This is a genomic window from Shewanella sp. SM69 (genome assembly GCF_025653985.1).
Classification (GTDB): domain Bacteria; phylum Pseudomonadota; class Gammaproteobacteria; order Enterobacterales; family Shewanellaceae; genus Shewanella; species Shewanella oncorhynchi.
Map to the genome: position 1 here is coordinate 54,228 of NZ_JAKKRV010000019.1, position 13,866 is coordinate 68,093.

Annotated in this window: 12 protein-coding genes; all 12 read right to left on the reverse strand. The window is 46.0% G+C overall.

The annotated features are described in order from the left end of the window. Positions 1–57: 57 nt before the first annotated feature. The 12 genes from L5M37_RS20285 to L5M37_RS20340 all read right to left on the reverse strand — a co-directional run bounded on the left by L5M37_RS20285 (position 58) and on the right by L5M37_RS20340 (position 13,607). On the reverse strand, positions 58–1,092 hold the full coding sequence (locus L5M37_RS20285; RefSeq protein WP_263179533.1) for a virulence RhuM family protein: 1,035 nt from the start codon (positions 1,090–1,092) through the stop codon (positions 58–60). A gap of 51 nt (positions 1,093–1,143) precedes the next feature. Next, a complete protein-coding gene (locus L5M37_RS20290) occupies positions 1,144–4,206 on the reverse strand; it encodes a type I restriction endonuclease subunit R (protein ID WP_263179531.1) in 3,063 nt (1,020 codons plus the stop codon). A gap of 10 nt (positions 4,207–4,216) precedes the next feature. After that, entirely contained in the window at positions 4,217–5,431 is a 1,215-nt protein-coding gene (locus L5M37_RS20295; protein ID WP_263179530.1) for a restriction endonuclease subunit S, read from the reverse strand. Further along, positions 5,428–6,930: a class I SAM-dependent DNA methyltransferase gene (locus L5M37_RS20300; protein WP_263179529.1), complete on the reverse strand. Its 1,503-nt coding sequence runs from the start codon at positions 6,928–6,930 to the stop codon at positions 5,428–5,430. The genes L5M37_RS20295 and L5M37_RS20300 overlap by 4 nt, the downstream gene beginning before the upstream one ends. Further along, complete coding sequence (locus tag L5M37_RS20305; RefSeq protein WP_263201714.1) at positions 6,927–8,405, reverse strand: RNA-binding domain-containing protein; 1,479 nt, start codon at positions 8,403–8,405, stop codon at positions 6,927–6,929. The genes L5M37_RS20300 and L5M37_RS20305 overlap by 4 nt, the downstream gene beginning before the upstream one ends. Further along, positions 8,398–9,027 (reverse strand): DUF4062 domain-containing protein, encoded by a 630-nt coding sequence (locus L5M37_RS20310; RefSeq protein ID WP_263179527.1) that lies wholly within the window; start codon positions 9,025–9,027, stop codon positions 8,398–8,400. Before L5M37_RS20310 ends, L5M37_RS20305 begins: the two co-directional genes overlap by 8 nt. Continuing rightward, entirely contained in the window at positions 9,024–10,523 is a 1,500-nt protein-coding gene (locus tag L5M37_RS20315) for a class I SAM-dependent DNA methyltransferase (RefSeq protein WP_263179526.1), read from the reverse strand. The genes L5M37_RS20310 and L5M37_RS20315 overlap by 4 nt, the downstream gene beginning before the upstream one ends. Positions 10,524–10,526: 3 nt before the next feature. Next, entirely contained in the window at positions 10,527–10,748 is a 222-nt protein-coding gene (locus tag L5M37_RS20320) for a helix-turn-helix domain-containing protein (protein ID WP_115164826.1), read from the reverse strand. Positions 10,749–11,001: 253 nt separating this feature from the next. Continuing rightward, positions 11,002–11,628, reverse strand: coding sequence for a recombinase family protein (locus L5M37_RS20325; RefSeq protein WP_263179525.1), 627 nt, complete (start codon positions 11,626–11,628; stop codon positions 11,002–11,004). 133 nt (positions 11,629–11,761) lie between these two features. After that, a complete protein-coding gene (locus tag L5M37_RS20330) occupies positions 11,762–12,211 on the reverse strand; it encodes a hypothetical protein (protein WP_244915346.1) in 450 nt (149 codons plus the stop codon). A 125-nt stretch (positions 12,212–12,336) separates the two neighbouring features. After that, entirely contained in the window at positions 12,337–12,768 is a 432-nt protein-coding gene (locus tag L5M37_RS20335) for a hypothetical protein (protein ID WP_115164824.1), read from the reverse strand. Next, on the reverse strand, positions 12,765–13,607 hold the full coding sequence (locus L5M37_RS20340; RefSeq protein WP_115164823.1) for a hypothetical protein: 843 nt from the start codon (positions 13,605–13,607) through the stop codon (positions 12,765–12,767). Before L5M37_RS20340 ends, L5M37_RS20335 begins: the two co-directional genes overlap by 4 nt. Positions 13,608–13,866 lie beyond the last annotated feature (259 nt).

Below are 13,866 nucleotides of genomic sequence, written 5' to 3' on the forward strand. Positions count from 1 at the left end.
TTATCCTCTTACAACACAGCCCTCAACTCATTAGAGATCAGGGCTGCACTATATCGGCTATTTATCTTTTTTGAGTATGGCCTTGAGTGCTGCAATATTGGCCCGTGCGCCTTCGGCTTCTTTTAAACGACGGCGCTGCTGGGCAAAGCGGTCAAACTCCAATTTCGCTTTGTCATCAGCGTCTTTCTTGGATATTTTTCCTGCTCCGCTTAGTACGTCACGTTCATTAAAACTTAAAAACTGGTCAAGCTTATCGGCCCAGTCCTGCAAGAACACCTGCTTACGGCGTAACGCTTGGTCTTCGGCAAAATCGAGCCACATATTGACGATACGATTGAGCTCTTTGATTTCGTCTTCACGCATATAGTTCTTGGCAATGGTGACGTCTGTCTTGCGTACTTCATCACCTTTATAGCTGGTTAGGCCCATATCCGGTTTACTGGCGTCGACTCGGTTGGCGATAAGCTCAGCGGCAGTCATTTGCGTACAGGCATAATGCAACTTGTTCTGGATGGTTTGAAAGAAGCGGTTGGTCTCTTGGTTGGATGGCTCGTAATCAGCAGCCATGGTAAAGATTTCTTTCACCCGCAGATAAACGCGACGCTCACTGGCGCGGATATCACGAATGCGTTCCAGCATTTCATCAAAGTAATCTGGCACAGCAGAATAGCCAACGGGCGGATTTTTCAGGCGCTCGTCATCCATGACGAAGCCTTTGATCAGGTACTCTTGCAACATTCTGGTTGCCCATTGCCGGAACTGGGTGCCACGTGTTGAGCGAACTCGGTATCCTACCGCAAGAATAACCGGAAGACTGTAGTGACGAATACTTCGCTTTACTTCTCTGCCGCCTTCCAGTTGAACTTGTAAGTAATCCTTACAAGTTGAAATTTGCTCAAGCTCTTCTTCAGAATAGACAGCTTTTACGTGTTGGGTGATCGCTTGAGAGCTAACTTGATACAGCTCAGCCATTGCAGCCTGAGAAAGCCACAAGGTGTCTGATTCAAAACGACACTCGACGCGAGTTTGACCGTCAACACTGGTGAATAAAACAAACTCGCCTTGAGGGGCTTGGGGAATGTTATCAGTCATACAATTAGCCTTCTTACATCATAGTGTTGCGATAATCACTAAAATACCGCATCAATAATGCTCTTCTATGTACCCGTAAGCCTTTTGGAACAACTCTTTGTCTTTACCCAAGCCAAACTGAGCCAACGTTAACAACAGCGCTTTTTGAATCTCTCTAGGACCACTGTTAGAGTTTTGCCAGCCTTCAAAACGGGTGGCGTTGACGATTTTGTCGATTTGCTCAACCACATCACCGATTAACTTGGGCGTGGTTTCGGGGCGAGTTTCTAAGAAGAGCTTGGTTAAAGCCTGCTTATTGTCCTCTTCGGTAACCACATGCTCGCCAGTTTCGCGCTCAGCTTGCACCGTGTCTTTGGCGGCATCTAATAGGCCTTTTAACCAGTCGATGGCTTTAATTACACCCGCTTCGTAGTCCTGACGGAGCTTTTCAAGCCGTTCTCCAAGCTTAACGAAGGTTGGATCACCACTACCGCGCAAGCGTCCCATCAAATCGATTTCAAGACGCTTAGCGCGCTTCTCTTGCTCTTTTTCTGTGAGAGTAAAGATTGAGTGCTCATCCATAATCAGCTCGTCGATATCATCACGGATGCGGTTGATGTCGGTATGCTCATGGATCATCTTGATAGTTTCAGGACCAAGCGCAGCCCACACTAACGCTCCTGTTTGGCCGACAGGACGCACTGACTCGTAAATCTGTGCCAACCACTTATAGTCTTTGCGGTACGGAGTTAAGAAGATGTCAGGGTTAATGGCCGACCAAAGTTTGGCTAATACGCCAAAGCTCGCGGCAAACTCATCACGTGTTGCATTGGTTGGTAAGCATTCTTGCGCTGCCATGATGCCTTCGAAGCCTTCTAGGGTGCGGTCAACGCCAGGGAAGAAGGATAAACACTTCTCTAGCTGGGCCGGTAACAACTCTTTAAAGGCCTCAATGCCTTCGACCACGCCGTCAATTTCTTCAGGGTTGTAGGCTAACGCAGTGCGTAGATTTTCAAACACGCCGAGGTAATCGATGATCAAGCCCATATCTTTACGAACTTCGTCCGTTTCGTACAGACGGTTAGTGCGGCACATAGCCTGTAACAGGGTGTGATCGCGCAGCGGTTTATCTAAGTACATACAGTAGCAAATTGGCGCATCAAAACCTGTAAGCAACTTCGCCGTGACAATAATCAGTTGTAACGGGTGTTTTGGATCTTTAAAACTTTCTATCAAATCTTTCTGGGTTTGCTCTTCGTCGTCAATCTGTTGCCAACGTTCAAAGTCCAACTGCTGAATTGGCAATTCCAACTCGTCATGCCATTTGCGCCAATCTTTGTTGAGCTTGTCTTTTTTACCACCTTCTTCGACTTTTACCGGTGCTTGGTCAACGTTCATCACCACTTCAACGGCATCAAAGCCGAGCTTTTCACCCAGCAAGTAGTACATTTGCACGCAGGCATCGCGGTCGTACACCACCACCATACCTTTCATCTTTTTAGGCTTCACGTGGTCGGTAAAGTGCTTGGCTATATCGGAGCTTACTGCGGCCATGCGTTTAGGTGCTTTCAGCATCACCGCTAATTTGCCAGCGCGTTTTGATAGTGCGGCCTTTTCTTCTTCGTCCAGGTTATTTTCCTGGGCGAGCTGCTCAAACTCCTGGTTGATGGCATCACGGTCTACCCGCAGTTCTGCCAGGCGTGGCTCGAACTTCACCGGGTTTGTTGCCCCATCGCGAATTGACTGCTTGTAGCTGTAACGATTCATGTAGCGACCTGGATCTTCTTCGGCGCCGAATAGCTTAAAGGTATTACGGTCAATGCCCGAAATCGGTGTACCGGTTAAACCATAGAAGTGCGCCTGCGGCAGGGCCCAGCGCATTTTTTCACCCAAGCCGCCTTCTTGGGTGCGGTGGGCTTCGTCCACTAACACGATGATGTTATCGCGGTTATTGAGGCCGTTGGGGTTGCTATCGTCTATCTCGACATCTTTAAACTTAAAGATGGTGGTAATTAAAATGCCACGGCTGTCTTGTTCGATATGTTCGCCGAGCTTTTTGCAACTTTGTACCTTAATAAGATTCTTAACATCCGCACCACCAAAGGTCTCATTGATCTGGCTGTCCAGGTCACGCCTGTCTACCACAACCAATACGGTGGGGTTTTTCAAGGTATTGTCACTGCGCAGCATTTTGGCGGCGTAGAGCATGAGTAACGATTTGCCCGAACCTTGGAAATGCCAGATCAGGCCTTTTTTCGGGTAGCCTTTGCGCACACGCTCTACTATCTGCTTGGCTGCTTCAAACTGGGGGTAACGCGGTAGAATTTTAATGCGCTTGGGTGGCGTGTTTTTACCGGTTTTAACGGTTGAAAACAGCGCAAACGATTCCAGTAACTGCAATAAGGTTTGCGGGTTTAACAAGCCCTCACAGCTATTAAGCACCGATGCCAAGCCGGGCAAAATGTCTTCACGCAGGTCGGTATTGTGCCAAGGGCCCCAGTCTTTTACCCGGGCGTTGATAGCGCCGTAAGCAAAGGTTTTTCCTTCACTGGCAAAACACAGCAGGTTGGGCACAAAGTAGGGTTCAACGTTCTTCCAGTAGTGTTTTTTACCACCCATAAAATCGGCGGCGCCGTCTTGCCAGGTCACACTCGGGCGGGTCGCGGTTTTCACTTCGCCCACCACCAGTGGAATACCGTTCACATAGAGCACAATATCAAAATATACTTCGGTAGCCGCGATATAGTGCACCTGTTGCGACACCACAAAGTGGTTGTTGTCGATATTGTCGAAATCGATCAGGTTGATGGTGATGTGGTCGCCATTCTCACCAAAGGGTAAGGTCTTTTCGGCCATTAACCATTCATGAAAGTTCTCATTGGCTTTTACCAGGCCGGTGTGGCGTGCTTCCAGCACCACGCCACGCAGTTTGTAAATCACCTCATCTGCATAATCTGGCTGCTTGGCGATATCAGAGTTTAACGAACACAACGCATCTTTTAACCACTCATCGACGAAGATATCCTGCGCTTGTTTTGGCAGGTTTTCACCGTGGCAGTATGTCCACTTTACTCCGCTTAAACCTTTTAAACGGTCGATAATTCCATTTTCTGTGACGGTTTGTTCATTAAACATAAAAACCCTATTAAGAAAAAATACTATTTACATACCCTGAAATCACTAATTCTTGCCGTTCAACAGAGCTACTTATTCTTTCAGTGACTTCCAATAATTTTTCTATAGCGTCAGCTATTGAAAATTGTTCGCTCAGTGGTGGCGTAGGAAATTTTATTTTCCTTAAATCCCTAGATGTAACCAACAACCTACCACCAGAATTAGTAAAGCGTTTTATTTGATGCAAAACTATCGGAGAATATTTAATTGAGTAAAAGTAAAATCTTGGATCGGCTTTTGTTTCGTCCAGCGAAATTTTCATTAAATTTGAAGATATGATGGCTGAACACACGTCATCACCAATTAATATTGACCGTCCTATGTCCGCGACTCTAGAAAATACAATATCTCCTTTTTTTACTGAGTATTGTTGAAGTCGAAGTGCATAATCTTCTTCTATATACAATTCTTCAGAGTGATCGTACCCATATTCCCCTAAACAGCCAATTGTAATCACTGGCCTACCTTCCTGACACCAATGATCAGCTTTTAAAGCTGAACCGAATGGCCCAGTCCTGATTGCTGGCTCATGTTTTTTTGATAAGCTGTCTAGCTGCTTCCATTCCCAATGAGATGGAATTGCACCTAATTTATCGAAACTTGCTAAGCTCGTATCTTCATACCCATATCTCAATAAGCACCTAATGCTTGAATTGGCCGCATACTTTCCGGAAGAAGATAAAAATCTGGATTTAGATATCACTTGTTTTGCTTGCTGAATAAAATCTCCACAAGAAACTAGTTGACTATTATCTGGAAGATTAAATTCTATCTGCTTCAATGAGTTGAACTTGGTTCTTGGTGAAAGAGAACCCGAAGAAGACCTTATTGCCTCGTTCCAAACAACATCAGAACTAACTAAATAATAAAAGACGTCTTTCGGAATGGAGTTTTTTTTAACATCCAAGACGAGGATATCGCCGGAGCAGATTCCGTCGAATTCAGCAATTGCAGCCTTTCTTAGGTAAGGGCGGCGCTTACCAAAAAGAATATGACCTTTCTTAAAGACACGGGTAAAGCTTGGGTTATCTTCGGCAATCATTCCCCAGCGTTTAATCTTGAGCGAACCAGAATCCAAGTGCTCTAAACCAATGTAACGCTCATAGCCATCGGCAATTGGGTCTTTGGTGGTGAGCTTTACTTCGCGGCAAATATCACCAAATTTAACGGTTTGTTTATCACTCATTGCTGCACTTCTCCACCGTTAACTTCAAAACCAAGCTCTTTTAGGCTTTTGAATAACTTATTGGTCTGTTTTTTCAATTGCACACGGCTAACTTTCCATGCCTCGATGGCATGTTCAATATTGTGCACTTCGCCATCATTTTGTGCCTGCACATAGAGAGGTATCGATAGGTTGTAGAGGTTCTCTTTAAGGGTATCAATATCGACCAAGGCGGTAATATCGCTTTGCTTATTGGGTTCAAAGTACGCCTCGCACAGTACGGCCAAATCCTCATCAGACAAGCGACTGTGGGCACGCTCGCGGGTAACGTGTTCCACGCCATTGATAAACAACACCTTGTTTTTGCGCTCGACGGGTTTATTGCAATTAAGCACCACCACGCAGGATTCCATCGGCGAGTTGTAAAACAGGTTTGGCCCAAGGCCAATCACCGCTTCGATAATGTCCGACTCAATCACTTGTTTACGAATGCTTTGCTCGGAATCACGGAACAACACGCCGTGCGGCCAGAGCATAGCAGCGCGGCCCGTGTCGGGTTTTAGGCTTTTGATGATGTGGGTGTAAAACGCATAGTCGGCGCAACCTTGAGGTGGTACACCGTAAAGGTTACGGCCGTAAGGGTCAGCGGCGAACTTGTCGCGGTTCCACTTTTTAATCGAATATGGCGGGTTAGCGAATATCACGTCAAACTGCTTGAGTTGATCGTTTTCAATAAACTTGGGCTCAGCCAGGGTATCGCCGCGCAGCACATCGAATTCTTCAATGTCGTGCAGGAACATGTTCATACGGGCTATAGCTGAGGTGAGCAGGTTCAATTCTTGCCCATACAAATGAACGGAACGCCATTCTTTGCCCTGAGAACGTAAATCCATTACCGCATTCAACAACATACCGCCGGTGCCGCAGGTTGGGTCGTAAGCCGATTCACCGGGTTTTAAACCCATAATCCGTGTCATTAAATGCACCACGGTACGGTTGGTATAAAACTCGGCGGCGGTGTGGCCAGAATCGTCGGCGAATTTTTTGATTAGGTATTCGTAGGCTTCACCTAGGTCATCCTGAGCGACCGATTTAATCCCAAGCGGAATTTTACTGAAGTGCTCAATTAGATCAGAAAGCAAGTGATCCGGTAGACGCTCTTTATTGGTCCACTGGGCATCGCCAAACACGCCGTGCAAACGGGGGTTGTTGGCTTCAATTAGACGCAGCGCGTTTTGAATGGCTTCACCGATGTTTTTGCTGGTGTGGCGCACCTTTTCCCAACTGGCTTCTTTAGGAATATCAAAACGGTGGAACATCGGCATGGCGGCGTATTCGGCATCGCCTTCATGGATCTCCAATGCTTCGGTGTATTCTTCCAAATACACATCCGACAGGCGCTTATAAAATAACAGCGGGAAGATGTACTGCTTGTAGTCTGAGGCGTCGATTTGGCCGCGTAATAGCTCGGCCGCGCCCCAGAGTAAATCCTCTAATTTTTTCTTATTTAATGCGCTCATGATGTCTTCTTATCGCTTAGTTGCTGTTGTACTTGTTGCTTTACTTGCAACCCAAGCGCGGTTAAACGGTATTTTTGGTTACGGCTGGTTGGCTTGTCTGGAATGGTCATTTCTACCAAGACAGGGGTTATCTCCAGTGCCGGCTTTAAGTAGTTTTTACGGAAGTGTTCGGCATCTTTTAGGGTCAAGGAATCCTGTAATTCCATTCGTGACTGCTCACCTTTAATTGCCAGTAGGAGCTTCGCAACTTCCGGGGTAACTTCCGGGGTAACTTCCGGGGTAACTTCCGGGGTAACTTCCGGGGTAACTTCCGGGGCGAACAGCGTCAAGGTCACGCCGGATGTGCTGTCTGAGTGCCATTTCGGTTCGGGGAGGCCCGCCTCTTTACAGGCCTCTTGGATCACCACACTGCCGCGGCCAAGCTTTTCCATATAGCCCTGTAGGTATAAACCGTGGGCGATGTCGGGGTTACGCAGTACCGAGATATGGCCTTGCCGAATTTTGTTCTCGTCTATGCCTTGCGGAAAAGCACCCGCATTCCAAATTTTCAGGTGCACAGGGCTAACTTCGACCTTAATACCACCGGCAAAGTTGCTGTAATCGCGGTGGGCAAAGGCATTTACAATGGCTTCGCGTACCGCTTGTTCCGGGTACATGGGGATATCTTCGCGCTGATTATTGGCGCTGCTAAAACGTGCGCGCGATGGCGTATTGCGCATAACAAAGGTAATGAGCTGCTCGATCACGTCGGCCATTGGGCCATCGAGGTGCTGTAAATCCTGATATTCGTCGTCGGCCTTATGGCGATAACATACAGCGCGCACGCGAGCTTGCGGATGGCGTTTACCCGGCGCACTGGCCAGTAACACATCGGCGGCATTGGTTAAACGGCCGTATTTGGCCAACGATAATAGTTGCAACTGGTGCAGTAAGCCTTGTTCTGCTTGCGCTACTTCTTTGGGAATGCGTTTGGCGGATAACAGCTTGTTACAAGCGCTGGTTGATAAACCTTGTTCGTCGAGTTCAGACGAGAACAAACGCTCCCAGCGGGTAGGTTCTACTTGCTTGCGCATGACCATGTCGCGGATGGTATCGACATCGGCTTTTTTGGTTTGCTCGCCTGCACGTATGTAGATGTCACTGTTAAAGGCGTAAGGGATGTCTTTTCCGGCCGGCACTTCAACAATTAATAGCTGTTTGTTTTCGACTTCCTGTACTTCTACCGAAAACAGTACTGGCGGTTGAATCGCCGATTTAAGCTGGCTTTCTAGCTGTTCAGCCACTTGCGCAGCATGTTCTACGCCCTTGATTTGGCCTTTATCATCGACACCGCATAGCAGGTATCCACCTTGGGTATTTAAAAAAGCGCAAACTTGTGGGCCGCAGTGTTTTAACTCGTAGCTTGTGAGGTATTCAAGGGTTTGGTTTTCGCCCAGCGACAGTAGTTGTTGCAGTTGTGCGGCCGTTTTACTCATGGCGTACTCCTACTGAGGCGCTAACTTGACTGACATTTTGAAAATGTTCGGTCAGGCGCTGCTCTACATCTTGATAGCGAGAGAACTGCGCAACCACAAAAAGGTTGGCGTCGTCGTCGCGATCGAACTTTTGCACCCAGTTGCCTTGGCGATCATCCTGTGGCAGTTGTTCCATGGTGGCGTCTTCGTATAAGTCAATCACCTTGATATTGGAAATGGACGATGCGCCTTTGCGCAATGTCAATTCTGAGCGCTGTTCTTGGGTTTTGTAACCTAAATCTATTAATAAGCGGCGCGCAAACACAACTTGATCATGCGCTAGAAACCAGCGAGGTTTATTGAGCTCGATGGCTTTTTTCATCTCTTTATGGGTAATAGATAGGCCAGTTGCATCAACGCCACTGCCATATTGTGGGGTAATGATGCCTAAAAACAGATCACATTTTTCTACTGCTTTTAAGCAGCTTTCAAAGGCGGTTTCATTGGACGATACCGGCACTGTGCCTTTATGCGACATCCAAACTTCATAACCAAAGGCGGTTAGTAGTGAATATACGCGGTCGAGCAACTCTTCTACGCCATAAACTGTGGATGACACCATCACAGTGAGCTTTTTGCTCATAGTTCAAACCCTTCCTTGATCAGCAGTGCTTCCAGTTCATTTTCAGCTTGCTCTAAGGCGGCCAGCTTTTGTTGGAAGTCTTTTAGGGCCTCTTCCACTGTAATGGTTTCTTCTTCAAGCGGTTTTTGTACATAACGTGCAATATTTAAATTGAAGTCGTTTTCTTCAATTTCACTATGGGGAACCCAACGCGCAACGCCTTCGATGTCATCAGCTTCAGGGCCTTTGGTGCGCATCTGCCGATAAATCTCATAAATGTCGTCCGCTTGGGTTTCTGACAAGGTATTTTGTGCCCGGCCTTTGGTAAAAATCTCTTCAGCATTGATGATCAGCACGTGATCTTGGTGAGCTAAAGGCCTTTGTTTGCGCAGCACTAAAATACAAGCCGGAATACCGGTGCCATAAAACAGGTTAGAAGCAACGCCGATGACAGCGACAATTCGGTTTTCTTTGAGTAAATTCTCGCGAATTTTACCTTCAGCACCACCACGGAATAGCACCCCGTGTGGCAATACCACCGCCATGCGACCACTCTCGTTCAAAGATGCAAACATATGTTGCACCCAAGCAAAATCACCGTTGGTTTTAGGGGCTAAACCATATTTAGCCCTGCCATAAGGGTCAGCACTCCAGTTATCATATCCCCACTCTTTCAAACTAAATGGCGGGTTGGCGATAACACAATCAAAGGTTTCTAAACGATCATTCTTAAGGAATTTAGGATCACGCAGCGTATCACCCCGAACGATATGAAAATCCTCCTGTCCATGCAGGAAAAGGTTCATACGGGCAATGGCTTCAGTGGTCAGGTTCTTTTCTTGGCCTTTTATTTTTAGTAGGCGTGGATCACCGCCGTTCTCTTTAACGTGGTGGATGGTTTCCAGCAGCATGCCACCAGTACCACACGCAGGGTCATAAACGCCTTCACCTGCTTGTGGGTCAAGAATATTGACCATCAAGCGAACAATAGTACGAGGAGTGTAAAACTCCCCCGCCTTTTTGTTGGCCTTGTCAGCAAAGCGTTTAATCAGATATTCGTATGCCCGGCCCATGTCGTCGTTGCGAACGGACGCAACACCAAGATTTACCTTGTTGAAATGGTTGAGCAAGGTAGCAAGCAGTTCATCAGATAAACGTTCTTTATTGGTCCAACTGGCATCACCGAAGATTCCATGTAGTTTGGGATTAGCCATTTCGATACCACGAAAAGCATCTTTTAATGTCTGGCCGATGTCTTTGATCTCAGAAAATACATCTCTCCAATGACAATATTCAGGAATTTGGATGCGATGGAACATATCGCCTTTGGCGAGCTCAGCGTCACCCACTTGCTCCATTGCTTCGAGATATTCTTCGTCGTACACATCGCAGATACGTTTGAAAAAGAGGATCGGAAAAATATAGGTTTTGTAGTCTGAAGCATCGATAGGCCCGGTAATGATATGGGCTGCGTGCCAAAGGTGTGCTTCGAGGTCTTTGATGTTAATTAGGGTCATTGTTTACTCATTTCCTACGGATTCCGCAGGCGATTTTTCTAGCAGTTCTTGTATGTTGCAGTTAAATAAATCACACAGCTTATCTAGTGCGTCTAGGTCCACTTTTAGCGCGGTTTCCTTATAAAGTAGTGTGATGGTGGTGCGGCTTAGGCCGGTTTCGCGCATCACATCACTAATACGCATTTTATGTTCGCCCATTAAACGGGCAAGGTGGCAGCGGATCATGCTTTCTCCACGAGAGTATTCACACATTTGCGTTTTATTACATTGAAAAGTTCAATCACAACATATTGATTGAAGTATGATTTTTAACCATTAAAACTTAGGGTAGTCACTACAGCTTACCCTATCACGATTATGATTTTTCTCAACTTATTTGAGTTGAAATGTAATTTTTTAGGGTAATGAGAACAGATTATCAGTGTGAGGATTTTGAATTGCCGTAATCAAGAAAATGATACGGCAGAAAGTAGTGGAATTACTGCTCTGTACAACCGATATTCTTCGAGATAGTTGCAATCAAGTGCCGCGAACACCCCAACATATCCTGAATGTCACTATAGCTATGGCCGGTCTTCAATAGGCTAGCTATGTGCTGGTGTCGTTTGAGATCTGGTTGACGCCCGTTGTATTTTCCATCAACTTTAGCCTTTGCGATTCCCTGAGATTGACGACGTCGCCGGTCATCATAATCTTTGCGGGCAACTGCGGCGAGCATATCCAACATCATGGCATTAACCGCCTGTAAAATAGCGCCGGTAAAGTCAGTTTCGCTATGTTGTTGTAAAGCCAGCCAACTGGTGGGAAGTTCCGGTGAAACAATGGCTAGGCGTTTGCTGGCCAGCTTTTGTTTCAACGTATCCCAATCACTTTGCTTGAGCCGCGCCAGACGGTCGATCTGTTCAACTAGCACAATGTCACCCTCGCCTGACTCGGCAATCAAACGCATCAACTCTGGCCGGTGCAACGTGGCACCAGAAACATTCTCAATATAAAAGGCAGCGATTAGCTGGCCATGCTGAGCAGCAAACTGGATGAGGGATTCTCGTGCCCGTTCAGCATTTTGTTCTTTGGTTGATGCGCGAAGGTAAGCTCGAATTAACATCTTGATCTCCACAGTCTGTTATAAGTGGTACTTTATCTCTGGTCTGGTTTAGGTGGTTCTGTTGGTAGTAAAACCAGTCTGATGGCTAGTTCCGTTGATGTGTACTCAAAAGGAACCAGCTAAGGGCCAAAAATCAGTCATTAAACCCAATATGGTTTCGGTAGTCGTAATCAAAGCTATCAGGAATGCCAATACCAGTACCTAAATGCCCGCGTTTATCTATATCTATTGATGTGTAATCACCATAGAACTCTGAATCGTACTTATGACTTTTCACCTTTTTACGATTCTTTATTGGGTAATTACTTTTTAAATCAATTGGATATTTAAAAATTGCAACCACTATATATCCAATCCAAAGCGCCAAAGACATTTGCCAACACAAATAAGTAAGTGCACACCAAAAAGGAACGGCTAGCCACCATCTGCGTTGGATAAATGCGAAGGCTTTAAAACACCAAATAGCTAATGGCAAACCTGCTAGCAAGAATCCCCATCCAGAGTCTTGAGCCAGCATCAATCCGAGTAGCAGAACACCAAGCAACATTATATTTACTAAATCATTTTTGAGATTTTGAATCATGTTTCCCCTCCCACTTTTCGGCTTGAGGTTTGTCTTGGCCTGACAATTTCTGGTTGGCTCTATAGCTGTAAAGACACCAGAAGGTGACCAAACTAAAAAATAGGAATAGCCCAAGTATTCCCCACTCAAATGCAGTCATAGCAACCTCCGCTCACTCGAATATCCAGTCCTTGCACACTGAATAACTTGGAAAACATAAAATCAGTCATTTCATCGAGTTCAGATGGTTCGAATTCAGGTACGGTAAGAGGCATACCGAAATACTGAAGGTTCCGGTAGGATGATGGCTCGAAAATGCCTTGCGGATAGCGGTCGAACGTGTTGAAAGCCTGACTCAGTCTAAGATCAATAGTCCAACCGCCTGGAAGCTCAATCCAGCTATGGGGATAGACTAGTTCTCCCGTGCTCTTGCATTTGACACATCCCACTCTAGGCTGATGAAACACCGAATTTCTCGTCAATAGATAACTGATCAGGTAAGTAAGAATTACGGGGTCCGTTTGGACTTCATCCATCGCCAAAACAATATTGTCTAGCTCCTGATATTCACTCTTCATAAGGCAGGCTCCTTAAACAACAGTTGCTTCCCTTGCTCATACAACACTGGATATGGGAGAGATTGGCCATCCTGAACCACATGGTTTGGTGGGTAATAGATCACCATCCAAGATGGCAATGCAGCACTGACGGCTCTATAAAACTCATCAATTGGAAAGTCTTGTGGGCCTGACTGGCGGAACACAAAGCGAGAATAGTTCTTCAGATGATTAGCAGCGATGTTATAGCTTTCTGACTTACCGTCTTTAATGTAGAGCGGGCTCTTCCAGAGATGAGGAGTCGTAATGTTGTAAGCAACCACACATTGACCAATACCGCATCCATGCTCAGCGCTTTCAACAGACCAAAGAATCATGGGATGGCCATCAATTTCCGGTGTTTCTACATTACTCAGTTTAGTGACATTCAACGCCATATCATCGGCCACATGCTGGATAGCCTGGTCGACAAGATGCACGTATTTCTCATAAGCCTGAGATTCTGAAGTAGCAGCAGATGCGGGCATCCATCCCATTAGACTTGGTCTAGCCGAGGGATTGTCTGGTGTCATCATTATATCGGTAGCGTTAAACGCGAACGTCTGCGTACCAGAAAGACGCCGAAGCGGATCATCAAATGAAGTCGTTAGCCTGGCGAGATCAAGCAATGGAACCAACATACCCTTACTATAAGAGTGGGTACCATCGTGGGAATCTCTCAAATCCAAATCGTAGATGCCCCCGGCTCGCGCTAGATTTAAAGCCCGAGATTCATCTTGAGCATAATGACGGGGTCCAGTTACGCAACCAGACAAGGACACACATAAAGCGATTAATGATAAAGATGGGTATTTTTTCATGATTACCTCCTGCTTTATAAAGATTCGCATGGAGGTAGTAAAATGCAAGCTATTTTGATAAATAATTATTAAAAATCAATAGTTTGTTCTGATAGCACAAACTTCAAAATGGGTAACAATAGCAGTTTATATTCTTTTCCCACTTTCCCAGATATCCCACTTTAAAAATGTTGAGAATCCCCTAGAATAGATACTTCCATGACGAAACCCGACAAATGAGTTGCACTCCACATGTGCGCCAATATTCTTCTAACAATTT

Excerpts from the sequence above, each read along its gene's own strand:
- L5M37_RS20285 (WP_263179533.1), bottom strand. The coding sequence starts at position 1,092 with ATGACTGATAACATTCCCCAAGCCCCTCAAGGCGAGTTTGTTTTATTC.
- L5M37_RS20290 (WP_263179531.1), bottom strand. The coding sequence starts at position 4,206 with ATGTTTAATGAACAAACCGTCACAGAAAATGGAATTATCGACCGTTTA.
- L5M37_RS20295 (WP_263179530.1), bottom strand. The coding sequence starts at position 5,431 with ATGAGTGATAAACAAACCGTTAAATTTGGTGATATTTGCCGCGAAGTA.
- L5M37_RS20300 (WP_263179529.1), bottom strand. The coding sequence starts at position 6,930 with ATGAGCGCATTAAATAAGAAAAAATTAGAGGATTTACTCTGGGGCGCG.
- L5M37_RS20305 (WP_263201714.1), bottom strand. The coding sequence starts at position 8,405 with ATGAGTAAAACGGCCGCACAACTGCAACAACTACTGTCGCTGGGCGAA.
- L5M37_RS20310 (WP_263179527.1), bottom strand. The coding sequence starts at position 9,027 with ATGAGCAAAAAGCTCACTGTGATGGTGTCATCCACAGTTTATGGCGTA.
- L5M37_RS20315 (WP_263179526.1), bottom strand. The coding sequence starts at position 10,523 with ATGACCCTAATTAACATCAAAGACCTCGAAGCACACCTTTGGCACGCA.
- L5M37_RS20320 (WP_115164826.1), bottom strand. The coding sequence starts at position 10,748 with ATGATCCGCTGCCACCTTGCCCGTTTAATGGGCGAACATAAAATGCGT.
- L5M37_RS20325 (WP_263179525.1), bottom strand. The coding sequence starts at position 11,628 with ATGTTAATTCGAGCTTACCTTCGCGCATCAACCAAAGAACAAAATGCT.
- L5M37_RS20330 (WP_244915346.1), bottom strand. The coding sequence starts at position 12,211 with ATGATTCAAAATCTCAAAAATGATTTAGTAAATATAATGTTGCTTGGT.
- L5M37_RS20335 (WP_115164824.1), bottom strand. The coding sequence starts at position 12,768 with ATGAAGAGTGAATATCAGGAGCTAGACAATATTGTTTTGGCGATGGAT.
- L5M37_RS20340 (WP_115164823.1), bottom strand. The coding sequence starts at position 13,607 with ATGAAAAAATACCCATCTTTATCATTAATCGCTTTATGTGTGTCCTTG.